We start from the raw sequence: 21,110 nt of genomic DNA, 5'->3' as shown, positions 1-21,110 counted from the left end.
ACGTGACTCACCCGCGGGCGGAGGGATGTGACGTGAAATCATTTTTTGCCGCCTGCCTGATCGCCTTCAGCCTTCTGCTCGCACCCCTGACCGCCCGCGCCCAAGACTACGAAGCCCTGTTTCGCGACTTCGACGCGCGCGCTTTGACCGCCACGGACAAGCGATTTTTGCAAACCGCCCTTGCCTTCGAAGGTCACTACAATGGCCTCCTCGACGGGGCGTGGGGCAAAATAAGTCGCCAAGCCATGTCGCGCTATTCCTGGGCTGAATATGGGACCGAGACCGAAAACTGGCACATGGCGACACTGGCCTGGTCCTTCGCCCAGCGCGTGAAACAGGACGGGTGGCAAATGAAACACCTGCCCGGCCTGAATGTCTCGCTGCTTTGGCCACAGAATGCGTATTTCACCGATGCCCCCAGCGAGAATTTCTACAACTATCGCCACGCCAATAGCAGCCTGTCGATCTCCTTCGGTATTCACTCGAAATACACGGCGCAAAGCATCCATGACTACACGATCGACACGCACCAGGCCGCAGGCCGCCCCTATTCCGTTCGCAAATCCAACCTCGCCGTGTCCTCGTCCACCAAACGTGACGGTTCGACCCTTTATGCCAGATCGGATTTCATAAACGGAAGCTGGTCGACCATCATGCTCTTCGCGGCGCAGCAAGATGCCTCCATCCTGAACGCCGTCGCGGCCAGCCTGACCCCGGGCCATGCCGCGCCTCTGCGTATCGACACCGAAGGGAAGCTGGCCGACACCATCACCAAGGCCATCGCTTTTCTGGAAAGCGATGAACAGGAACCCCGCCCCACCACACGCGCTGCCCCCCCGCCAGAGCATGACAACCACGGCAGCAGCGGCACCGGCTTCATCGTCTCCGGGAACGGCCACGTCCTGACCAACGAACATGTCGTGGCAGGCTGCACCCGGATCACTATCGACGGCGCGCCAGCAACGCTCCAAGGCACGTCCAGGGATTTCGACCTGGCCCTGCTGCAAGCCACTTCCGTCAGCGGCAAGCAGGCCGCCATCTTCGCCGCGCAATCCGCGAAACTGAACTCTGACGTGACCGCCGTTGGCTTCCCCTATGCTGGCTTGCTCGGCGGGCTGAACGTCACGCGCGGCTCGGTCTCCTCGCTCAAGGGGCTCGGCGGCGACGCCACCACAATGCAAATCACCGCGCCGGTCCAAAGCGGCAATTCCGGCGGTCCGCTGCTCTCCCCCGATGGCGAGGTCGTCGGCGTTGTCGTCTCCAAACTGGACGCCACGAAAGTCGCCGATGCGATGGGCGACGTTCCCCAGAACGTCAACTTCGCAATCCGGGGCGAAATCGCCCGCCTCTTTCTCGCGCAGAACGGGGTCGACCCCACCCTCAGTCTGACAGATACCCCCCTGCCCCCCGAAGCCCTCGCGCAAAAGGCGCAAAGCTTCACCGTTTTCGTGGAATGCCGATAACGAAAAAGGGCGCAGACCCAGCGGCCCACACCCTTTCATTGTTCTTCAAATACTCCGGGGGAGTCTCGCAAAGCGAGACGGGGGCAGCGCCCCCAGCCCCCTGCCGCATCCGTTAAAGGTTCGGATAGAGCGGATACCGCGCGCAAAGCTCGGCCACTTGGGCCTTCACCTTGGCCTCGACCTCGCCATTTCCGTCCTCGCCATTGGCCGCCAGCCCGTCCACGACTTCGATGATCCAGTCACCGATCTGGCGGAACTCAGGCTCGCCAAAGCCCCGCGTCGTCCCCGCGGGGGAGCCAAGACGGATACCGCTGGTTACGGTCGGTTTTTCCGGATCGAAGGGCACACCGTTTTTGTTGCAGGTGATATGCGCCCGGCCCAGCGCCTTTTCTGTCGCGTTGCCCTTCACGCCCTTGGGACGCAGATCGACAAGCAGAACATGCGTGTCGGTGCCATGCGTCACGGTATCAAGTCCGCCTTTGATCAACTGATCGGACAGCGCCTGCGCATTGGCGATAACCTGGCGGATGTAATCCTTGAACTCCGGCTTCAACGCCTCTCCGAACGCAACCGCCTTGGCCGCGATCACATGCATCAGCGGACCGCCCTGAATGCCGGGGAAGATGGCGGAGTTGATCTTCTTCGCCAGCGCCTCGTCATTGGTCAGGATCATGCCGCCACGCGGGCCGCGCAGGGTCTTGTGCGTCGTCGTGGTTGCCACATGCGCATGCGGGAATGGCGACGGATGTTCACCAGCCGCTACGAGACCCGCGAAATGCGCCATGTCCACATGCAGATAGGCACCAACGCTGTCCGCGATCTCGCGCATCCGGGCAAAGTCGATCTGACGCGGAATGGCGGAACCACCGGCGATGATCATCTTGGGCTGATGCTCTTTCGCAAGGGCCGCGACCTCATCGTAATCCAGCAGGTTGTCCTGCTTGCGCACGCCATATTGGATGGCGTTGAACCATTTGCCCGACTGGTTCGGCTTTGCGCCGTGGGTCAGGTGCCCGCCCGCATCGAGGCTCATCCCCAGAATCGTATCGCCGGGCTGTAGCAGCGCCTGAAACACACCTTGGTTTGCCTGGCTGCCGGAATTGGGCTGCACATTTGCGAACCCGCAATCGAACAGCTCCTTGGCGCGGGAAATCGCCAGCTCTTCGGCGATATCGACGAACTGGCACCCGCCATAATAGCGACGGCCCGGATAGCCTTCGGCATATTTGTTCGTCATGACAGAGCCTTGCGCTTCCATCACAGCCGCGCTCACGATGTTTTCGGACGCGATCAGTTCGATCTCGTCACGCTGGCGACCAAGCTCGCCCGTGATCGAAGCGAAAAGCTCCGGATCGCGCTCTGCGAGCGACTGGGTGAAGAAACCGGTATCGCGATGGGTCTTGTTCATGGGCCGTCCTTCCTGACTCTGTCTGACGCTTGAGCGGTTTCGTATCGGAAACCGCGCCAAGGGCAAAGCCGGAAAAGCGACGCAGCGGACACTGAATTCGTCTTCTCTGGTCTAGGCAGGAAATATGTGCTTGCATCGGATACAAACGACGCAGGCACGAAACACCCCAATGACCACACGGATCGCCTTCACCGCCGCCAATGCCACCGTGGCGCAAACCGCCCGCGCGGCGCTGACCGGGCGCTATGGCAACGTGCCCCTGGAAGAGGCCGATGTGATCGTGGCGCTTGGCGGCGACGGGTTCATGCTCGACACGTTGCACGCCACGCAACATCTGGGCGCGCCAGTCTACGGGATGAATCGCGGCACGGTCGGGTTTCTAATGAACGAATACTCAGAGATCGACCTGCCCCGCCGCCTTTACGAGGCCGAGGACGAGGTCATCAATCCGCTCGCCATGACGGCGCATCTGAAAGACGGGACCGTGGCCGAGGCGCTGGCGATCAACGAGGTTTCGATCCTGCGCGCTGGGCCGCAAGCTGCCAAGCTGCGCATCTATGTCGATGGCCGCCTGCGGCTGGACACGCTGGTTTGCGACGGCGCGCTGGTGGCGACCCCGGCGGGTTCGACAGCCTATAACTACTCTGCCCACGGGCCGATTCTGCCCATCGGCTCGGACGTGCTGGCCCTGACGGCCGTGGCCGCCTTCCGCCCCCGGCGCTGGCGCGGCGCCCTGCTGCCGAAGACCGCGCATGTCCAATTTGAAGTGCTGGAGCCTGAAAAGCGCCCCGTCATGGCGGATGCCGATGGTAAATCCCACCGCGATGTCGTCACCGTGGATGTACGGTCGGACCCGGCGGTCCAGCACCGCATCCTTTTCGATCCCGGTCACGGGCTGGAAGAGCGGCTGATCTCTGAACAGTTCACCTGAAACTGCGCGCCTTGGCAGGCCGCGCCCTGCGACAAGACCGACCTTGAAACAGTGCGGATGCGGCGCGACACTCGCAATATGGTTGCCCGCACACGGATAGATGTTCCACTCACGCTGGCCCTGTCACCGCTGCTGGCGGCGCAGGCCCTCTGGGTACGTCGACGCGCCTTGCAGCTTCCCGAACCCGATGGCGTGCGCACCGGCCAGATCGGCAGCGGGCCGGATCTGCGGCTGCTGGTCATTGGCGACAGTTCTGCGGCTGGCGTAGGCGTTATGCGGCAGGAACAGGCACTGACCCCACAACTGGCAGCCAACCTTGCCGATGGGCGCAAGGTCACATGGCATCTGGCCGCGCGCAACGGTGCAACGACGGCAGACGCGCCAGGTTTGCTTGCCCCGCTGAAAGGCGAAGCGTTCGACCTTGCATACGTGATTTTTGGCGTGAATGACGCCAAGGACTTGCGGTCAGAGCGCGCGTGGCGCCGCGATCTTTCGGCGCTGACGGACACGTTGAAACAGAATCACGGCGCGCCGCGCATCTTCTTTTCCGGCCTGCCGCCCATCCGCGCATTCCCCCTTTTGCCCGAACCTCTGCGCAGCGTGCTGTCGCTGCGCGCCCAGCGCTTTGACCATGCCTTGCAGAAAGTGGCCCGCCGCAGCGCCTGTCACCACTTGCCGATCGATGTGCCGCTTGATCCGGCCGGCATGGCTGAGGACGGGTTTCACCCCGGAGCCGGTATCTACACGACTTGGGCAGAGCACGCAGCGATCCGCATCGCCCGGCACCTATGAACGGAAAGGCGGCTTAGACCTGCCCCGACCAGATCAGCCAGCCCAGGAACAGCGCCCCGACCACCAGGAAGTTGAAGGCCAGCACACCAGCAAGCCCCAGCAACCTGCCACGCCGCCGATCCGCCAGATCAATCGAGTCGAGGTGCCGCTGCACATTGTCCTGCGCCCGGCGCACCGCATCCATATCGGTCTGCATCTGCAACAGGGGGTGGCCAAGTGCCTGCTCGGCGCGCACCAGCACCTGCGCATCCCGCCGCACCTCGCGCGGCAGCAACCGCCGTGACCGCCTGACCGCCTGTTCCAGCGACCGTCCCCGCACCCGATGCACCGCGCGAAGCTGCGCGCGCACGTCGTCAAGTCGCGACTGGGTATCTTGAGACTCGGTCATGGCGCGAAGAATATCCATCTAGCCCGCGCTTTGCCAAGCCGCTATGTCTGGCCCATGCTTGCGACCCAGATTTACGACAGCCCCAACGATACCCTGCCCTGCTTGATCGTGCATGGGCTTTTCGGCTCTGGCCGCAACTGGGGCGCGATTGCAAAACGCATGTCGCAGGCACGGCGGGTCGTCACGGTCGACATGCGCAACCATGGCGAAAGCCCGCACCTGCCGACCCACAGCTATGAGGATCTTGCAGGCGATCTGGCCGAGGTCATCGAAAACCACGGCGGGCCGATGGATGTGATCGGGCATTCCATGGGGGGCAAAGCCGCCATGACGCTGGCGCTCATGCAGCCCGATCTGGTGCACCGCCTGATCGTCGCCGATATCGCGCCGGTGGCTTACACTCACAGCCAGTCGCAGTTCATCGAGGCCATGAACGCTGTCGATCTGTCAAAGGTGACCCGCCGCTCCGAAGCGGCAGAGCAACTTGCCGCGCAGGGCGTCGAACCTGCTTTGCAAAGCTTTTTCACCCAATCGCTCGACTTGGGCGCAAAGCGCTGGCGCTACAATCTTGGCGCATTGGAAGCAGAGATGCCGAAAATTCTGGGCTTTCCGGATATTGACGCCAGCTTCGACGGTCCCACGCTTTTCCTCACCGGGTCCGAATCGGATTACGTGCGGCCAGAGCATCGCCCGCGTATCAAGGCGCTTTTTCCCGCCTCGCGCTTCGCAAAACTGCCCGGTGCAGGCCATTGGCTGCACGCAGACAAGCCAAAAGGGTTCATTGCGGCGGCGGAAACCTTCCTGAGCGCCTGAACTTCTCCCCAAAAGCTTGACCGACTCGCCCATCCCGTGCCGAAATATGAGACGGGAGTGACATATCATGTGGAAAACCTTAGTAGATCGCCTTCTTGGCGGCCTCGTGGTGACAGGCCGCCTGACTATAAAATACCCGGACGGAGACAGCCGCGATTACGGCCCGGACACGTCACCACACGAGACACTGACCCTGCACGATCCTGCGATCTTGCGACAGATCGTGCTGAATCCAGAACTTGCGATGGGCGAAGGCTATATGCAGGCGCGCATCACGATCGAAGACGATCGTCTGGAAGAGGTTCTCAAACTGCTGGTGCATAACCGGATGGCGGGGCAGATGCCGCTTTGGGTCCGGGGACTGGACCGGGCGCTGTATCACGCGCGGCTCTTTCTGCAACGCAACGCCCCTGCGGCGGCGCGGCGCAACGTGGCCCATCACTACGATATCAGCGACGACCTCTACCGGCTCTTTCTGGATGAGGACATGCAGTATAGCTGCGCCTATTTTGAACGGCCCGGCATGAGTCTGGAAGACGCGCAAGAGGCGAAGAAACACCATATCGCCCGCAAATTGCTGCTGGAGCCGGGGATGCGCGTGCTGGATATCGGCTGCGGGTGGGGCGGCATGGCGCTGACACTGGCGCGGGACTATGGCGTGCACGTAACCGGCGTCACCCTGTCGGAAAACCAGCTTGCCACTGCGCGTCGCCGCGCGCAGGAGGCCGGGCTGTCGGATCGGGCGCAATTCGAATTGCGCGACTATCGGCGGATCGATGGCAGCTTTGACCGGATCGTGTCCATCGGCATGTTCGAACATGTCGGCGTGCCGAATTACGCGGCCTATTTCAGCAAGATCGACAGCTTGCTGGCCCCGGAAGGCGTGGCCTTGATCCACACGATCGGACGCTCTGCGCCGCCGATGGCGCATTCACCGTGGATTCATAAATACATCTTTCCCGGCGGCTATGTGCCCTCCCTGTCAGAGATCGCGCCCGCGCTCGAAGGCTCCGGCCTATGGCAATCGGATATCGAAATGCTGCGGCTCCACTATGCCATGACGCTTCGCGCATGGCGCGACCGCTTCGATGCGGCGCAGGCCGACATCCGTGCCATGTATGACGAAACCTTCGTGCGCATGTTCCGGTATTACCTGACCGCGTGCATCATCGGGTTCGAGGACCAGCACCAGCTTGTCTACCAACTGCAACTGGCCAAGACGCTGGCCGCAGTCCCTTTGACGCGCAACTATCTCTACCCCAACAAAGCTGCATCGTGGAAACAGGCGGCGGAGTAGCAGGCGGAAAGCAAGGCACACGGCGCCAGCGGAGCGCCCCGCGATCCAAACCGGACGACGCGCCATTTTTCGGCACGAAAAATGGGCCGGAAATCGTGCCGATTTCCGCTTGCCCCTTGCGCGTGCCGAAAGGCTGCCTATAACCCCGGACAATTTGCGCCACTGGGGGTCAGACCATGCCGAAAAGAACCGACATCCAATCCATCATGATCATCGGTGCAGGCCCCATTATCATCGGGCAGGCCTGCGAGTTCGACTATTCAGGCGCTCAGGCCTGCAAAGCGCTGCGCGAAGAAGGCTACCGCGTCATCCTCGTCAACTCGAACCCGGCGACGATCATGACCGATCCGGGCCTCGCCGATGCGACCTATATCGAACCCATCACGCCCGAGACCGTCGCCAAGATCATCGAGAAGGAACGCCCCGACGCGCTTCTGCCCACCATGGGCGGGCAGACTGGGCTCAACACCTCCCTGGCACTCGAAGAGATGGGCGTGCTGGAAAAGTTCGGCGTCGAAATGATCGGTGCCAAGCGCGATGCCATTGAAATGGCCGAGGACCGCAAGCTCTTCCGCGAGGCGATGGACCGTATCGGGCTTGAAAACCCCAAGGCCACCATCGTCACCGCCCCGGACGGCAACCTCGATGCCGGCGTGCAAATCGCGCTGGACGCGCTCGAAGAGATCGGCCTGCCCGCCATCATCCGCCCCGCCTTCACCCTTGGCGGAACTGGCGGCGGCGTGGCCTATAACCGCGAGGATTACATCCATTTCTGCCGCACCGGCATGGATGCGTCCCCGGTCAACCAGATCCTTGTCGATGAGTCGCTGCTGGGCTGGAAAGAATACGAGATGGAGGTCGTGCGCGACACTGCCGACAACGCCATCATCGTCTGCTCCATCGAAAACGTCGACCCGATGGGCGTGCATACGGGCGATTCCATCACCGTGGCCCCGGCGCTGACGCTGACCGACAAGGAATACCAGATCATGCGCAACGGCTCTATCGCCGTGCTGCGCGAAATCGGCGTGGAAACCGGCGGCTCCAACGTGCAATGGGCGATCAACCCTGATGATGGCCGCATGGTCGTGATCGAAATGAACCCGCGTGTGTCCCGCTCTTCGGCCTTGGCATCCAAGGCGACCGGCTTCCCGATTGCCAAGATCGCCGCGAAACTGGCCGTCGGCTACACGCTGGATGAACTCGACAACGACATCACCAAGGTGACCCCGGCCAGCTTTGAGCCGACCATCGATTACGTCGTCACCAAGATCCCGAAATTCGCGTTTGAAAAATTCCCCGGCTCCGAGCCGTTGCTCAGCACCGCGATGAAATCCGTCGGCGAGGCAATGGCCATTGGCCGGACAATCCACGAATCGCTGCAAAAGGCGCTCGCCTCGATGGAATCGGGCCTGACAGGCTTTGACGAGGTCGAGATTCCCGGCGCGGATGATCCCGCCTCAGGCCGCAGCGCCATCGTGAAGGCGATCAGCCGCCAGACCCCGGACCGGATGCGCACCATTGCCCAAGCCATGCGCGAAGGCCTTGGCGACGACGAAATCCACGGCATCACCAAGTTCGACCCGTGGTTCCTGGCCCGTATCCGCGAAATCGTCGAGGCCGAGCAAGAGGTCGAATCCTCTGGCCTGCCCACCGACGCGAACGGTTTGCGCCAGCTCAAGATGATGGGTTTCAGCGACGCGCGTCTGGCCAAGCTGACCGGCAAAAGCGAAACCGATATCCGCAAGGCCCGCATCGCCGCTGGCGTCACCGCCGTCTTCAAGCGGATCGACACCTGCGCCGCCGAGTTCGAGGCGCAGACGCCCTATATGTATTCCACCTATGAGGCACCGGCCTTTGGCGATGTGGAATGCGAAGCGCGCCCCTCGGACCGCAAGAAAATCGTCATCCTTGGCGGTGGTCCCAACCGGATCGGTCAGGGGATCGAGTTCGATTACTGCTGCTGTCACGCCTGTTTTGCGCTGACCGATGTTGGCTATGAAACGATCATGGTCAACTGCAACCCGGAGACAGTCTCGACCGATTACGACACCTCCGATCGGCTTTATTTCGAACCACTGACCTTCGAACATGTGATGGAAATCCTGCGGGTCGAGCAAGAGAACGGCACGCTGCACGGTGTTATCGTCCAGTTCGGCGGTCAGACCCCGCTGAAACTGGCAAACGCGCTGGAAGAAGAAGGCATTCCGATCCTGGGCACGACGCCCGACAGCATCGACCTGGCCGAAGATCGCGACCGGTTCATGAAGCTGGTGAACGATCTGGGCCTCAAGCAGCCGCATAACGGCATCGCCGCCACCGACGCGCAAGCGCTGGAAATCGCGGATAGCATCGGCTTCCCGCTGGTGATCCGCCCTTCCTATGTTCTGGGCGGGCGCGCGATGGAAATCGTCCGCGATATGGATCAGCTCAAGCGCTACATCGCTGAGGCCGTCGTTGTGTCGGGCGACAGCCCCGTGCTTCTCGACAGCTATCTGGCCGGGGCGACCGAACTGGATGTGGACGCCCTGTGCGACGGGACTGACGTCCATGTGGCGGGCATTATGCAGCATATCGAAGAGGCAGGCGTACACTCGGGCGACTCGGCCTGTTCGCTCCCGCCCTATTCGCTGTCCAAGGACACCCTGGCCGAGATCGAGCGCCAGACCGTTGCGCTGGCCAAGGCGCTGAACGTGGTCGGCCTGATGAACGTCCAATTTGCGATCAAGGATGGCGATATCTACCTGATCGAAGTGAACCCGCGCGCCTCCCGCACGGTGCCCTTCGTCGCCAAGGCCACGGATTCGGCCATCGCCTCCATCGCGGCGCGGATCATGGCGGGCGAAAAGCTGGCCGACTTCCCGCTGCGCCCGGCATATGACGCGGATGCCGATTACGACACGGTGCTGCCGCTGGCCGATCCGATGACCCTCGCCGATCCGAACATGCCTTGGTACTCGGTCAAGGAAGCGGTGCTGCCCTTTGCCCGCTTCCCCGGCGTCGACACGATCCTGGGACCGGAGATGCGATCCACCGGTGAGGTCATGGGCTGGGACCGTGACTTCCCCCGCGCCTTCCTCAAGGCGCAGATGGGCGCTGGCATGGTGCTGCCGTCCTCCGGCACTGCGTTCATGTCGATCAAGGATGCGGACAAGACCGCGCAAATGCTGGAAGCGGCGCAAATCCTGACCGGGCTGGGCTTTGACATCGTCGCGACCGAAGGCACCGAACGCTGGCTCGAAGGGCACGGCGTCGCCTGCAAGCGCGTCAACAAGGTCTATGAGGGGCGCCCCGACATCACCGATCTGATGAAGGATGGCGGGGTGCAGCTTGTCATGAATTCGACCGAAGGCGCGCAAGCGGTAGAGGACAGCAAGTCCATCCGTTCCATCGCGCTGTATGACAAGATCCCCTACTTCACCACGGCTGCGGGCTCGCATGCAGCGGCACTAGCGATCAAGGCTCAGGCCGAAGGCGGCATCGGCGTGAAGGCGCTACAGGCCTGAGAAAAGAGCGCTTCAAGAAGGGCGCGCGCCGTCAGACCCGCGCCTTTCCGCCGCTCAACTTCATGCCCGGCGCGGACAAACGTTCCGCCGGGCCAACCCACGCATAGGCCAGCAGGCACGGATCGCGATCCCCGGTGGTGATGCGATGTTCATCCCCCGCGCGGTTCAGGATCAACGAGCCGGGCGCATAGACCGCCGCGTTGTTTTCCGACCATGCGCCGGAAATCGAGATATAGCTTTCCTCGATCTCCTTGTGGTGGTGCTGCGGATAGGTCGTATCCGGCGCGAAAAGCACGAAGCCAAGGATCAGGTCATCGCATTGCACCGGCCCGTTCGGCCCCAGCACCTCGCAATAGGCGTATTTCTTGGCGAGCGAGCGCGGCATTTTCTCGTAGCCATATTCCCATGTCAGCCAGTCGCGTATCTCGCGCAGCGCCCGTGCCATGCCCTGCATCGCGCCGCGTTCTCCGACATCCAGCGCGCGGGCGAAATGCGCCGTGACGGGTTTGCGTTCGGGGAACCGGTCAAGAATCTCAGGGTTGCGGGCAAATGTCGCCGAGAGCCGATCCCGCACCCGCTTGCGATGGGACCGGATCACCGGGCTGCCACCCGCAGAGCCATGCCGATACAGCACGTCGAACTCGCGTAGGAGATACACCCAATCGGGCACGTCCATCAGGCGGGGCGGCGCGGAAACGCCGATGTCAGGGTGTCCGGTATCCATCATGGCAAGCGGCCTCGTCGGGTGATTCACCTGCCGAACGCTACGCAGGAAGGGGCCGCTCGGCAATCCTCCGCCGCCACCCATCGGACCCGTGTTACACTGCGCGCAGATGATGAAAGGACACACCGCCATGCGCCTGCCTATCTCTCTCGCAATCTTGCCATTGATCGCCGCCTGCGCCCCGCCGCCACCCCCGCCCATGGACCCGCTGCCGCTTTTCGGTACGGGCTATCGCTTCAAGGGGGACGTCTGCATGCGTGTGGGCGAAGATGACAGCACGAACCAATATCTCGACGATGCCGCCGATCTGGTGGCCTGCCCCGAGGATACCGAAAACCTCGGCGTCTTCGTGACGGACACCGGCGCGCAGGAAGTCGCCCGCCGCGATGGGTATGTGCTGTACTCCGTACCGCGCGGCTGACCGATATTGCAGCAGCTCCGCACCCAGATTTCATCGGCGCCGCCTTGACCTTGCCCCCCATTTTCGGCCACATCACGCAACGCGAAAAGGGGGGAAGCTATGTATACGCCAGCCATCACCGGAACGGGTGTCTTTACCCCGGAACTCAGCATTTCGAACGCCGAACTGGTCGAAGCCTTCAACAGCTACGCCGATAAGTGGAACGAAACCCACGCGGCCGAGATCGCATCAGGCGAAGTCGCGGCGATGGAACATTCCTCGGAAGAGTTCATCGTCAAAGCCTCCGGCATCGAAAGCCGCTATGTGCTGGACAAATCCGGCATCCTCGACCCCGACGTGATGCACCCCAAGCTGCGCCAGCGCGACGATAGCGAACCGGGCGTGATGGCGGAAATGGGCGTGGATTCCTGCCGCAAGGCACTGGCCGATGCGGGCAAGACAGCGGCGGATGTGGATGCGGTGATCTGCGCGGCGTCCAACCACGAACGCGCCTACCCCGCAATTGCCATCGAAATTCAGGAACTGCTGGGGATCGACGGGTTCGCCTTCGATATGAACGTGGCCTGTTCATCGGCGACATTCGGGCTTCAGGCGGCGTGTGACATGATCCGCTCCGGCTCCATCCGCTCTGCGCTTGTGGTCAACCCCGAGATTTGCTCGGCCCACCTCGAATGGCGCGACCGCGATTGTCACTTCATCTTTGGCGACGTGTCCACGGCGGTCCTGGTCGAACGGATCGAAGACGCCACCGGCCCTCATTTCGAAGTGAAATCCACGCGCTGCGCAACGCAGTTTTCCAACAACATCCGCAACAACCACGGCTTCCTGCGCCGCACCCGCCCCGATGGGGTCGCGGACCGGCGCGATATGCAATTCATGCAGGAAGGCCGGAAGGTCTTCAAGGAAGTGCTGCCGCTGGTTTCTCAGCACATCGCCGACCATATGAGCGATGAGGGTGTTGAGGCGAGCGATCTGAAGCGGCTATGGCTGCATCAGGCCAACAAGTCGATGAACGACTTCATCGGCAAGAAGGTTCTGGGCCGCACACCGGAGCCCGAAGAGCAGCCCAACATCCTGCAGGACTACGCGAATACCTCATCCGCCGGGTCGATCATCGCCTTTGCGAAATATTCCGATGATCTGAAAGAGGGCGATTACGGGCTGATCTGCTCGTTCGGCGCGGGCTATTCCGTTGGCTCGGTGCTGGTGCAGCGGCACGGGTAACGCGCCCAAGCGGGACGGTGGGCGGGGCGCCTTTGCACAGCAAACAGCGCCGCACCACCGGCGCGGGCGGCGTCAGTTGACGCCTTCATCCTCAAGATGCAGCTTCATGTCGATCAGCACTTGCTGAAGCAGGATCGTCTCGCGCAGCAGGCGCTTGGCCTCGTTGACCGAAATAACGCCGTCCTCGATGGACTGCTGGTATTCGCTCATCAACATGGCAAAGCGCTGGCTCAGCGCGATCACATCCGCATTCACGCCGCCCTTGCGTTCCGTATTGGGCCGGCGGTCATCATGCGACAGCGCGATCCCCTTCAGTTCCGCCAACGCCGCCGTGACATGCGGATAGCTTGCCGCCTCTTCCAGACGCGCCACTGAGTCGACCGGCATGAACCGGTCCGCATGTTCCGGATTATCGGAATAATACCGTCCCAGCGTCGCTTTCGACTTCCCGGTGATTTCGCATGCAGGCTCCACGCCCACATCCTTCACCAGTGCTTCAGTGTGTTTCTTCAAATAACTGCCAATTGGAGTATTCGACATACTTTACCTGTCCATCGCCATCGTTCGCACTTTCGGGGGAACCGCCGTTCTCTTTTCCCATTAATTAGTTCCGAACCGAATGTCATTTACAAAACACGGCATCGCAACAGCGGTTGTGATTTGTAGTAACCAGTAACCGGGTACTTCCGGGTCTGTATCAGGGTGGGGTTGCGTCGGACGGACCGCAGTCGGCCGACCATCACTCACGGAGACAACGCTCCACCCTGAACGTATATATCCGCCCTCTTGAGGCCAGTGCGCCTGCAGGTTTATGTGCAGCCATGGCCAAGCTCTACTTCAATTACTCCACCATGAACGCCGGGAAGTCGACCGTCCTTTTGCAGGCGGCCTATAATTACCGGGAACGGGGCATGGTCCCCTATCTTGTCACCGCCGCTTTCGACAAGCGCGCAGGCGCGGGGCGGATCGCCTCGCGGATCGGCATTGACGCCGAAGCGGACACGTTCAGCGCCGAGACAGACATGTTCGCGCTGATCGAGGCGCGGCAGGCGCAGGGACCGGTTGCCTGTATTTTCATCGACGAAGCCCAGTTTTTATCCCCCGATCAAGTCTGGCAACTGGCCCGCGCGGTGGATGATCTGGGGATACCGGTGATGTGCTACGGCCTGCGTGTCGATTTTCGCGGCGCGCTTTTCCCCGGCTCGGCCACGCTGCTGGCGCTTGCCGATGAGATGCGCGAGGTGCGCACCATCTGCCATTGCGGGAAGAAAGCGACGATGGTCGTGCGGCAGGCGGCCGATGGGTCCGCGCTGAAAGACGGTGCGCAGGTACAGATCGGCGGCAATGAAACCTATGTGTCCCTGTGCCGCCGGCACTGGCGCGAGGCCGTGGGTGACAGCTGACGCCCGTACGCCCTCAGCACAGGCGCGCGCCGTCGGGAACATCCTGATCAGGCGTCATCAACACCACCGCGCCCGCCTCGTCATGGACACCCAGCACCAGTACCTCTGACATGAAGGGGCCGATCTGGCGCGGCGGGAAATTCACCACGGCCATGACCTGCCGCCCAATCAGGGCGTCGGCTGTGTAATGTTCGGTGATCTGGGCCGAGGACTTCTTTTCACCGATCTCCGGCCCGAAATCGATCCAAAGCTTGATCGCAGGCTTGCGCGCCTCGGGGAAGGGAGCGGTGCGGATCACCCGGCCCGCCCGGATATCGACCTTCAGAAAGTCGTCAAAGTTAATCGGATCAGCCACGTGCAAGCTCTTTCGATCGGTTGGTCGCCGCGGCGACGGTCTTGTTCATCAGGTTCGGCAAGCCGGCCTTCTCATCCATCAGAACCTCAAGCCCCGCCTGCGTCGTCCCATTGGGCGAGGTCACATTGACGCGCAGCTGCGCCGGGCTGTCGTCAGAGCGCATCGCCAAGGCCCCTGCCCCGGCCACCGTCGCCTTTGCCAATTGCATCGCCAGCGCTTCGGGCAGGCCCTGCGCCGCCCCCGCTGCTGCCATTGCTTCGATCATGTGGAACACATAGGCGGGGCCAGACCCGGACACGCCCGTGACCGCATCGATCTGCGCCTCGCTGTCCAAGCGGACCACCTCACCAATCGCCTGCAACAGATCACTGGCCAAATCCAACTGTGCAACCTGCGTTTGCGCATTGCCGACGATGGCCGTGATGCCCTGCCCAATCGCTGCGGGCGTGTTCGGCATTGCCCGGATGATCGGTGTTTGCGCACCCAACATCTTTTCAAACGCAGAAATCGGCGTTCCCGCAGCGACACTGACAAACAAGGTATCGCCGTTGCCAAAGCTTGCCATGTCGGGCAGCGCCGCCGCCATCAATTGCGGTTTGACCGCGACCAGCACCACCGCCGGGGCCTGCGGCAACGGGGCGTTGATCTGCACGCCCGACGACTGAAGCCAATCCGACGGCGCCGGATCCTGCACCCAGACCGCTTGCGGGTTCAATCCGCCCGCCAGCCAGCCCGCCAACATGGCAGAGCCCATCTTGCCGCAGCCCAGCAGCACGAGGCCGCGTTCTTCGATCTGTGTGAAATTCATGCCGGTTGCGCTCCTTCAATTCTCGGGCGTGACGGGCGGCCGCCACGCGAACCAGCGCTGCCCCTGCAAGCCGAAGCGCAGCGCATTGCCAGCGAAGCATGTCTTCGATGACCTACGCTTTTCTTTCAGGGAATCGCCAGAGAATAAAGAGGCGTGGAGAAGGGGGGGCATCTGTCGCCATGCCCGCCCTGGTCTTTAGCTGAAACGCCGTTCCGGGGCGTCAGGCCCGGCCATAGGCCTCGGCGATGGCGATTTGCATCGCTTCATCGGGGGTCTTGTCGCCCCAGATCAACAACTGCAACGCCGGATAATACCGTTCTGCGCTGGCCACAGCGGCCCCGATCATCGTGTCGATCTGATCCGCGCTTGCTGTTTGCCCCCCGGCCAGCACCAACCCGTACCGATAGACCATCAGCTTTTGTTCCGCCCAATAGGTAAAGCTTCCCGCCCAGCACTGGTCATTCACCTGGTTGAGCAGCGCATAAAGCGCCGGAAGTTTGTCCGCGGGCGGGTCCAGTTCAAAGGTGCACACCATGCGCAGCGTTTCATCATAGCCCGACCATGCCAACGTGATGGAATAGGTCCGCCACTGTGCCTCGACGGCCATGGCGATCTGATCGTCAGCGATACGATCGAAATCCCATTCGTGATGCGCGGCGAGATGCTCGACGATGTCGATCGGATGAATCTCGTCTTCCAGATAGTGCTCGGAAAGGGCCATAGGTGCCACCTCTTGTATCACCGAAGCGCGGAACCAGGGGCGGCAGCGCCCCCCGGCGCTCAGGTAGCCTGCTCTTTATTCGGATCAGGGCGAACCCCTGTACCCGTACACTCATGGTGCGGTAGAGACGCTTTTGTGGCAACCCTTTATTTGGGGATAACCGCAATAACTTGTGGATGACTGCCATTGCGTGCGCAAGTTATGTCCACAGGCGCGGTACGCGGCGCGGGTTATGTCGGGAAAATCTTGGTGCCGTACCGCAGCCGCTTGGCACGGATCAGGTCGTCCGCCTCAGCGCTGAACGTCTTGTAATGCGCGGCGGTCTGATGCGCCTTGAACGCCGCCTCGTCGGTATAGACCTCGACCAGTTGCACAAGGTCGTCATCGTCCTGCGCGCGCACGACATCGAACTGCAAACAGCCGCTTTCCGTCTCAAGCGATCCGCGCGCATTGGCGAGCATCATTGGCAAGAACTCGTCCATCCGGTCCGGAATAACGCGCAATTCCACGTAAACAACGAACATGGCACCCTCCTGAAGCCTTTTGCGGCCAGTTTGGGTAGCGCAGCCGCCCCTGCAAAGGGCGCGCGGGCCTTTTCAACCCAAAGATGTTGCAGAACTGCGTCAAATGCGGCGCTTGGGTCGGCGAACTACCGCCGGAACACTGCGCGCAGGGGCCCGACCCTCAGCACGCGTCCGGCACCGCCATCAAAGGCGCGGCCCACCATGCGTCTATATCTGGCGTGGTGACATGCCCTTCTGGCCCGATCCCGACGAGTGTCGTCGCCTCCACCCCGTCGCGGGCGCGGATATCGACGGTTTTGCCGACGATCTGCACCTCCCAGCCGCCGCGCACGAACCCCTTGAGCCGGTACAGACCGGCAGGGCGCGCGGCGAGCTTTTGTTCCAGCTCTGCACGGGTGAAACCGGCGGTGCCTTGATGCACCCATTTGGTGAAATGCGCGTGCCGCCCATCGGTTTCGGGGGCATCCCCGCTCAGGCTCCAGATCAGCGGCGCAACGTCGGCCCGGTTCGTCAGCACCGTCGGCGCCCCCAGTGCCGTGAGCCTGTCTTGCACCTCTGCGCCCATAGCCTTCGACAGATACACCAGATCCGCCACCGCCACCTGCGATTCAAGTTGCGGGGCGATCTGCGCGTCCTCAAGAAGGTCGGTAAAATGCAGCCCGTCCACCACCGTGACGATCCCGGCATAGGTCAGCTCTGGCTCTGTGCGCGCGACGCCTGCGATCTTGGCCGGATCGGCAATGCCGCTTGCCTCGATGATCAAATGGTCGGGCCGATCCGCGCGGTCCAGCACATCCCCGACGGCCATGAACAGATCTGCGCCCATCGTGCAGCAGACACAGCCATTGGTCAGTTCCATCGTATCGCCAGAGACAGAGGATAACAGCGCAGCATCGATATTCACCGCGCCGAAATCATTGACCATCACCATGAGCCGCCGACCATGATCGCCGCTGAGCAGCTCGTTGATCAGGCTCGTCTTGCCCGCCCCCAGATAGCCGCCGATCACCGTCAGTGGCAGCTGCGCCTGCCCCGTCACAGCAGATGCACCGTGCCGCTTGATACGGTTCCCAGCACCGGCACGTCTTTCAGTGCAACCGGCGCAACGTGGGTCGGGTCATCGCCAAGCACCGCGAAATCCGCGATCTTGCCCGGTTCGATCGACCCAATTTCAGTGTCGAGCCGCAGGGTATAGGCCGCGCCCATCGTGATCGCGTAGAGCGCCTCGTGGACAGAGATACATTCTTCCGCGCCCAAGACGCGCCCCGTCATGGTCTGGCGGTTCACCGCACACCACGCGGTAAAAAGCGGCCCCAGCGGCGTCACCGGCGCATCCGAATGGATCGCCACCCGGACGCCCTCATCCATCGCAGTGCGCACCGCGTCCATCCGCTCTGCCCGGCCTTCGCCGATGGTGAGCGCCGCGTGCTGGTCGCCGAAATACCAGATATGGTTGGAGAAGATATTGCAGCAGACCCCCAGATCGGCCGCCTTGCGATACAAGCCGCCATCCATCATCTGGCAATGTTGCAGCACATGACGTGCGCCGGGCCAGGGGTGCTTTTGCGCCGCCGCCTCCAACGCGTTGAGAGAGACTTCCGCCGCTTCGTCGCCATTGACATGGATGTGCATCTGCACGCCCGCGCCCTGGAACACTTCTGTCAGCGCAAAGATCTGCTCCGGCGAGGTGTTCCAGATGCCATTGGGCTGCCCGCCGACATAACCGGGCCAGCGCACCCGCGCCGTCCACCCCTGGATGGAGCCGTCGGTCATCAGCTTCACCGCGCCCAGCCGCAGCTTATCGGTAGATTGCTCGCGCAGGCGTATCGCGCGCTCTGCCATCTGCGCCGGATCGGCCCCCGCCGTTCCCAGCGCCGGTACGATTCGCACCGGGTAGCCGTCATCCGATGTGACCCGCAGCATGGTTGCGAGGTCTTCATCCTCAAGGCTGGAATAAAGGTCCGTCACCGTCGTCACCCCGGCGCGCTTGCAGACCTCGCCATAGGTACGGATGCTGTCCTCCGACTGGCTGAGCCCGCGGAAATCAACCGCAAGGCGGCGCATCACCGGGAACATCGCCGCCATTTCCTGAAGCTCGCCCGTGGGCAACCCGTCCGGGCCTTTGACCACACCTTCCGCGTTCGTCTCGCGGCTATAGCCCGCCAGTTCCAGCGCCTTGGAGTTCACGCACATCAGGTGGAAGTTGGAGAACATGATCGCAATGGGCCGGTCCGGGCTGATCCGGTCGAGATGCGCGCGCGACAGCCGTTCAGAGGACAGGAAGATCGGGTCAAGCCCCCAGCCCACCAGCGGCGCGTCCGGCGCCAGACCCGACTGGAACTCGGTCAGCGCGTCGATGATGGCATCAATGTCGGTCAGGCCCGGCCACAGCTTGCCATCCGGGTCGATCCGGTCGTGATAGCCGACATAGGCATAGCGCCACATCGCGCCCGCCATCATATGTGCGTGCCCTTCGATCAGGCCCGGCATAAGCACGGCCCCGGCGAACCGGTCATCATGGACCACATCGCCCCATTGATCGGCGCAATCGGCCCCGCCGACCGCAAGAATCCGCCCTTCTTGCACCGCCACATGCGACGCTTCGGGTCGCTGCGGATCCATCGTGATGATCTTCTGTGCACTGTATACAGTAATTCCGGACATGCCTCTCACCTCATAGCTGCGCGCCCAGAAAAACCTTTCCAGCGACGCTGTTGCCTCCTACCGTGACCGAAAATGAATAAAACCGGGAGCCTAAAAATGACATTTCTCAAACAGATAACAGCCGCTGCCCTTCTGGCATCGACAACGCTTGCCGGACAGGCATTCGCTGAAGGCGGCACGCTGGTTATCGCGACCACGCAGACGCCGCGCCACCTGAACGGCTCGGTCCAGTCGGGCATCGCGACGGCTGTCCCGTCGACTCAAATCTTCGCCTCGCCCCTGCGCTATGACGAAAACTGGGAGCCGCAGCCCTATCTCGCCGAAAGCTGGGAGACGAGCGCCGATGGCCTGACCGTCACACTTAATCTGGTGAGCGGCGCGACCTTCCATGACGGCGAACCGATTGAGGCGGAGGATGTCGCGTTCTCGATCCTGAACACCAAGGAACACCACCCGTTCAAATCCATGTTCGAACCGGTCGAAAGCATCGACACGCCCGATACGCAAACGGTCGTCATCAATCTGTCGAAACCGCACCCGGCGCTGTTGCTGGCCCTGTCCCCGGCGCTGGCCCCGGTTCTGCCCAAGCACGTGTTCGGCGACGGCCAGGACCCCAAATCGCACCCAGCCAATTCCGCGCCTGTCGGCTCCGGCCCGTTCATGCTGGAAGAGTTCACGCCCGGCGAAGCCATCGTGCTGAAGAAGAACCCGAACTTCTTTATCGAAGGCCGGCCCAAGCTGGATGAGATCGTCTTCCGCATCGTCGGTGATCCGTCTGCGCTGCTGATCGCGATGGAAAACGGCGACGCGGATATGTACCCGTTCATGGCGGGCAGTCAGGAAATCCGGCGTCTGGAAAAGGATGACGATCTGGCCATCACAACCGAAGGCTATGCCGCGGTTGGCGCGATCAACTGGCTGGCCTTCAACACCGCCTCGCCAAAGCTGAGCGATGTGCGCGTGCGACAGGCGATTGCCTATGCGGTGGACCGCGACTTCATCACCAAGGCCCTGCATCGCGGCGTATCAAGCCCGCAGCGCGGCCCGATCATCGAAAGCTCTCCCTTCTTCGACGAAACGATCCCGGCCTATGACGTGGATCTCGACAAGGCGAAGGCGTTGATGGAAGAGGCCGGTTTTGGTGATGGCATGGACCTGACCGTCGACTATATCCCCGGCCCGAAGGAGCAGCAGCAATCGGTCGCGGAATACCTCAAATCGCAACTCAAGAAGATCGGCATCAACGTGACCGTGCGCGCCGCGCCGGACTTCCCGACATGGGCCGGCCGCGTCGGCGGGCATGACTTCGAGATGTCGATGGACGTGGTGTTCAACTGGGGCGATCCGGTAATCGGCGTTCACCGCACCTATCTTAGCGACAATATCCGCCAGGGCGTCATCTGGTCGAACACCCAGCAATACGCCAATGACAAGGTCGACAGCCTGCTGAACCAAGCGGCGGTCGAACTGGACACGGAAAAGCGCAAGGCGCTCTATGGCGAGTTCCAGCAAGTGGTGGCCACCGACCTGCCGGTCTACTGGATCAACTCACTGCCCTACCACACCGCCTATAACAAGAAACTGCTGAACCCGCCGCAGGGCATCTGGGGCGCAATGCACCCGATGGACATGGTGGAATGGTCCGAGTGACCGACTTCCTGGGCGCTG

At 62.2% G+C, this 21,110-nt stretch carries 20 protein-coding genes; 10 read left to right on the top strand and 10 right to left on the bottom strand.

Translation table 11 applies throughout. The features are described 5' to 3' along the window. Window positions 1-32 precede the first annotated feature (32 nt). Window positions 33-1,463 carry a S1C family serine protease gene (locus tag E4Z66_RS09115; RefSeq protein WP_136462684.1) on the top strand — a complete coding sequence of 477 codons (1,431 nt, stop codon included), beginning with the start codon at window positions 33-35 and terminating at the stop codon, window positions 1,461-1,463. Between the two features lie 112 nt (window positions 1,464-1,575). On the opposite strand, the gene glyA is transcribed toward E4Z66_RS09115, so the two are convergent. After that, window positions 1,576-2,871, bottom strand: a complete 1,296-nt coding sequence (gene glyA / locus E4Z66_RS09110; RefSeq protein ID WP_136462683.1) for a serine hydroxymethyltransferase — start codon at window positions 2,869-2,871, stop codon at window positions 1,576-1,578. A 169-nt stretch (window positions 2,872-3,040) separates the two neighbouring features. On the opposite strand from glyA, the gene E4Z66_RS09105 reads away from it, so the two are divergent. Beyond that, entirely contained in the window at window positions 3,041-3,802 is a 762-nt protein-coding gene (locus tag E4Z66_RS09105) for an NAD kinase (RefSeq protein WP_136462682.1), read from the top strand. 78 nt (window positions 3,803-3,880) lie between these two features. Beyond that, window positions 3,881-4,594, top strand: coding sequence for an SGNH/GDSL hydrolase family protein (locus E4Z66_RS09100; protein ID WP_168797764.1), 714 nt, complete (start codon window positions 3,881-3,883; stop codon window positions 4,592-4,594). Window positions 4,595-4,607: 13 nt separating this feature from the next. Here E4Z66_RS09100 and E4Z66_RS09095 read toward each other — a convergent pair whose 3' ends face one another. Then, the gene (locus E4Z66_RS09095; RefSeq protein ID WP_136462680.1) at window positions 4,608-4,982 is read right to left on the bottom strand and encodes a hypothetical protein; all 375 of its coding nucleotides are present in this window, start codon (window positions 4,980-4,982) and stop codon (window positions 4,608-4,610) included. A gap of 54 nt (window positions 4,983-5,036) precedes the next feature. Here E4Z66_RS09095 and E4Z66_RS09090 point away from each other — a divergent pair, with 54 nt between their 5' ends. The 3 genes from E4Z66_RS09090 to carB all read left to right on the top strand — a co-directional run bounded on the left by E4Z66_RS09090 (window position 5,037) and on the right by carB (window position 10,598). Next, the gene (locus E4Z66_RS09090; protein ID WP_136462679.1) at window positions 5,037-5,795 is read left to right on the top strand and encodes an alpha/beta fold hydrolase; all 759 of its coding nucleotides are present in this window, start codon (window positions 5,037-5,039) and stop codon (window positions 5,793-5,795) included. 67 nt (window positions 5,796-5,862) lie between these two features. Next, on the top strand, window positions 5,863-7,092 hold the full coding sequence (locus tag E4Z66_RS09085) for an SAM-dependent methyltransferase (protein ID WP_136462678.1): 1,230 nt from the start codon (window positions 5,863-5,865) through the stop codon (window positions 7,090-7,092). Between the two features lie 176 nt (window positions 7,093-7,268). Further along, window positions 7,269-10,598, top strand: a complete 3,330-nt coding sequence (gene carB, locus E4Z66_RS09080; RefSeq protein ID WP_136462677.1) for a carbamoyl-phosphate synthase large subunit — start codon at window positions 7,269-7,271, stop codon at window positions 10,596-10,598. A 31-nt stretch (window positions 10,599-10,629) separates the two neighbouring features. Here carB and E4Z66_RS09075 read toward each other — a convergent pair whose 3' ends face one another. After that, the gene (locus E4Z66_RS09075; RefSeq protein WP_136463073.1) at window positions 10,630-11,322 is read right to left on the bottom strand and encodes a dimethylsulfonioproprionate lyase family protein; all 693 of its coding nucleotides are present in this window, start codon (window positions 11,320-11,322) and stop codon (window positions 10,630-10,632) included. A gap of 199 nt (window positions 11,323-11,521) precedes the next feature. Here E4Z66_RS09075 and E4Z66_RS09070 point away from each other — a divergent pair, with 199 nt between their 5' ends. Both E4Z66_RS09070 and E4Z66_RS09065 read left to right on the top strand, forming a co-directional pair. Further along, window positions 11,522-11,743, top strand: coding sequence for a hypothetical protein (locus E4Z66_RS09070; RefSeq protein WP_246035943.1), 222 nt, complete (start codon window positions 11,522-11,524; stop codon window positions 11,741-11,743). Between the two features lie 99 nt (window positions 11,744-11,842). After that, window positions 11,843-12,967: a beta-ketoacyl-ACP synthase III gene (locus E4Z66_RS09065; protein ID WP_136462675.1), complete on the top strand. Its 1,125-nt coding sequence runs from the start codon at window positions 11,843-11,845 to the stop codon at window positions 12,965-12,967. Between the two features lie 72 nt (window positions 12,968-13,039). Here E4Z66_RS09065 and E4Z66_RS09060 read toward each other — a convergent pair whose 3' ends face one another. Further along, on the bottom strand, window positions 13,040-13,507 hold the full coding sequence (locus tag E4Z66_RS09060) for a hypothetical protein (RefSeq protein ID WP_136462674.1): 468 nt from the start codon (window positions 13,505-13,507) through the stop codon (window positions 13,040-13,042). 281 nt (window positions 13,508-13,788) lie between these two features. On the opposite strand from E4Z66_RS09060, the gene E4Z66_RS09055 reads away from it, so the two are divergent. Continuing rightward, on the top strand, window positions 13,789-14,370 hold the full coding sequence (locus tag E4Z66_RS09055; protein WP_136462673.1) for a thymidine kinase: 582 nt from the start codon (window positions 13,789-13,791) through the stop codon (window positions 14,368-14,370). A 13-nt stretch (window positions 14,371-14,383) separates the two neighbouring features. Here the strand turns inward: E4Z66_RS09055 and E4Z66_RS09050 are convergent, their stop codons facing one another. From E4Z66_RS09050 to E4Z66_RS09025, 6 genes are all read right to left on the bottom strand, one after another. Beyond that, window positions 14,384-14,725 carry a tRNA-binding protein gene (locus E4Z66_RS09050; protein ID WP_136462672.1) on the bottom strand — a complete coding sequence of 114 codons (342 nt, stop codon included), beginning with the start codon at window positions 14,723-14,725 and terminating at the stop codon, window positions 14,384-14,386. Further along, window positions 14,718-15,533 carry a pyrroline-5-carboxylate reductase gene (gene proC / locus E4Z66_RS09045; protein WP_136462671.1) on the bottom strand — a complete coding sequence of 272 codons (816 nt, stop codon included), beginning with the start codon at window positions 15,531-15,533 and terminating at the stop codon, window positions 14,718-14,720. The genes E4Z66_RS09050 and proC overlap by 8 nt, the downstream gene beginning before the upstream one ends. A gap of 220 nt (window positions 15,534-15,753) precedes the next feature. Continuing rightward, window positions 15,754-16,254 (bottom strand): type III secretion system chaperone family protein, encoded by a 501-nt coding sequence (locus E4Z66_RS09040; RefSeq protein ID WP_136462670.1) that lies wholly within the window; start codon window positions 16,252-16,254, stop codon window positions 15,754-15,756. A 230-nt stretch (window positions 16,255-16,484) separates the two neighbouring features. Next, window positions 16,485-16,778, bottom strand: a complete 294-nt coding sequence (locus tag E4Z66_RS09035; protein ID WP_136462669.1) for a putative quinol monooxygenase — start codon at window positions 16,776-16,778, stop codon at window positions 16,485-16,487. A 160-nt stretch (window positions 16,779-16,938) separates the two neighbouring features. Beyond that, window positions 16,939-17,817 carry a CobW family GTP-binding protein gene (locus tag E4Z66_RS09030; protein WP_136462668.1) on the bottom strand — a complete coding sequence of 293 codons (879 nt, stop codon included), beginning with the start codon at window positions 17,815-17,817 and terminating at the stop codon, window positions 16,939-16,941. After that, window positions 17,814-19,442, bottom strand: a complete 1,629-nt coding sequence (locus E4Z66_RS09025; protein ID WP_136462667.1) for an amidohydrolase — start codon at window positions 19,440-19,442, stop codon at window positions 17,814-17,816. Before E4Z66_RS09025 ends, E4Z66_RS09030 begins: the two co-directional genes overlap by 4 nt. Before the next feature lie 96 nt (window positions 19,443-19,538). On the opposite strand from E4Z66_RS09025, the gene E4Z66_RS09020 reads away from it, so the two are divergent. Further along, window positions 19,539-21,092 carry an ABC transporter substrate-binding protein gene (locus E4Z66_RS09020; RefSeq protein WP_136462666.1) on the top strand — a complete coding sequence of 518 codons (1,554 nt, stop codon included), beginning with the start codon at window positions 19,539-19,541 and terminating at the stop codon, window positions 21,090-21,092. Window positions 21,093-21,110: the final 18 nt, after the last annotated feature.

Source organism: Aliishimia ponticola (assembly GCF_004803475.1).
GTDB lineage: Bacteria > Pseudomonadota > Alphaproteobacteria > Rhodobacterales > Rhodobacteraceae > Aliishimia > Aliishimia ponticola.
Note: the sequence above shows the minus strand (reverse complement) of the source record. Positions and strands in the feature narration are given on the sequence as shown.

What these genes read in the sequence shown, in the direction of transcription:
- glyA (WP_136462683.1), bottom strand. Translation starts at nt 2,871, where the DNA reads ATGAACAAGACCCATCGCGATACCGGTTTCTTCACCCAGTCGCTCGCA.
- E4Z66_RS09105 (WP_136462682.1), top strand. Translation starts at nt 3,041, where the DNA reads ATGACCACACGGATCGCCTTCACCGCCGCCAATGCCACCGTGGCGCAA.
- E4Z66_RS09100 (WP_168797764.1), top strand. Translation starts at nt 3,881, where the DNA reads ATGGTTGCCCGCACACGGATAGATGTTCCACTCACGCTGGCCCTGTCA.
- E4Z66_RS09095 (WP_136462680.1), bottom strand. Translation starts at nt 4,982, where the DNA reads ATGACCGAGTCTCAAGATACCCAGTCGCGACTTGACGACGTGCGCGCG.
- E4Z66_RS09090 (WP_136462679.1), top strand. Translation starts at nt 5,037, where the DNA reads ATGCTTGCGACCCAGATTTACGACAGCCCCAACGATACCCTGCCCTGC.
- E4Z66_RS09085 (WP_136462678.1), top strand. Translation starts at nt 5,863, where the DNA reads ATGTGGAAAACCTTAGTAGATCGCCTTCTTGGCGGCCTCGTGGTGACA.
- carB (WP_136462677.1), top strand. Translation starts at nt 7,269, where the DNA reads ATGCCGAAAAGAACCGACATCCAATCCATCATGATCATCGGTGCAGGC.
- E4Z66_RS09075 (WP_136463073.1), bottom strand. Translation starts at nt 11,322, where the DNA reads ATGGATACCGGACACCCTGACATCGGCGTTTCCGCGCCGCCCCGCCTG.
- E4Z66_RS09070 (WP_246035943.1), top strand. Translation starts at nt 11,522, where the DNA reads ATGGACCCGCTGCCGCTTTTCGGTACGGGCTATCGCTTCAAGGGGGAC.
- E4Z66_RS09065 (WP_136462675.1), top strand. Translation starts at nt 11,843, where the DNA reads ATGTATACGCCAGCCATCACCGGAACGGGTGTCTTTACCCCGGAACTC.
- E4Z66_RS09060 (WP_136462674.1), bottom strand. Translation starts at nt 13,507, where the DNA reads ATGTCGAATACTCCAATTGGCAGTTATTTGAAGAAACACACTGAAGCA.
- E4Z66_RS09055 (WP_136462673.1), top strand. Translation starts at nt 13,789, where the DNA reads ATGGCCAAGCTCTACTTCAATTACTCCACCATGAACGCCGGGAAGTCG.
- proC (WP_136462671.1), bottom strand. Translation starts at nt 15,533, where the DNA reads ATGAATTTCACACAGATCGAAGAACGCGGCCTCGTGCTGCTGGGCTGC.
- E4Z66_RS09040 (WP_136462670.1), bottom strand. Translation starts at nt 16,254, where the DNA reads ATGGCCCTTTCCGAGCACTATCTGGAAGACGAGATTCATCCGATCGAC.
- E4Z66_RS09035 (WP_136462669.1), bottom strand. Translation starts at nt 16,778, where the DNA reads ATGTTCGTTGTTTACGTGGAATTGCGCGTTATTCCGGACCGGATGGAC.
- E4Z66_RS09025 (WP_136462667.1), bottom strand. Translation starts at nt 19,442, where the DNA reads ATGTCCGGAATTACTGTATACAGTGCACAGAAGATCATCACGATGGAT.
- E4Z66_RS09020 (WP_136462666.1), top strand. Translation starts at nt 19,539, where the DNA reads ATGACATTTCTCAAACAGATAACAGCCGCTGCCCTTCTGGCATCGACA.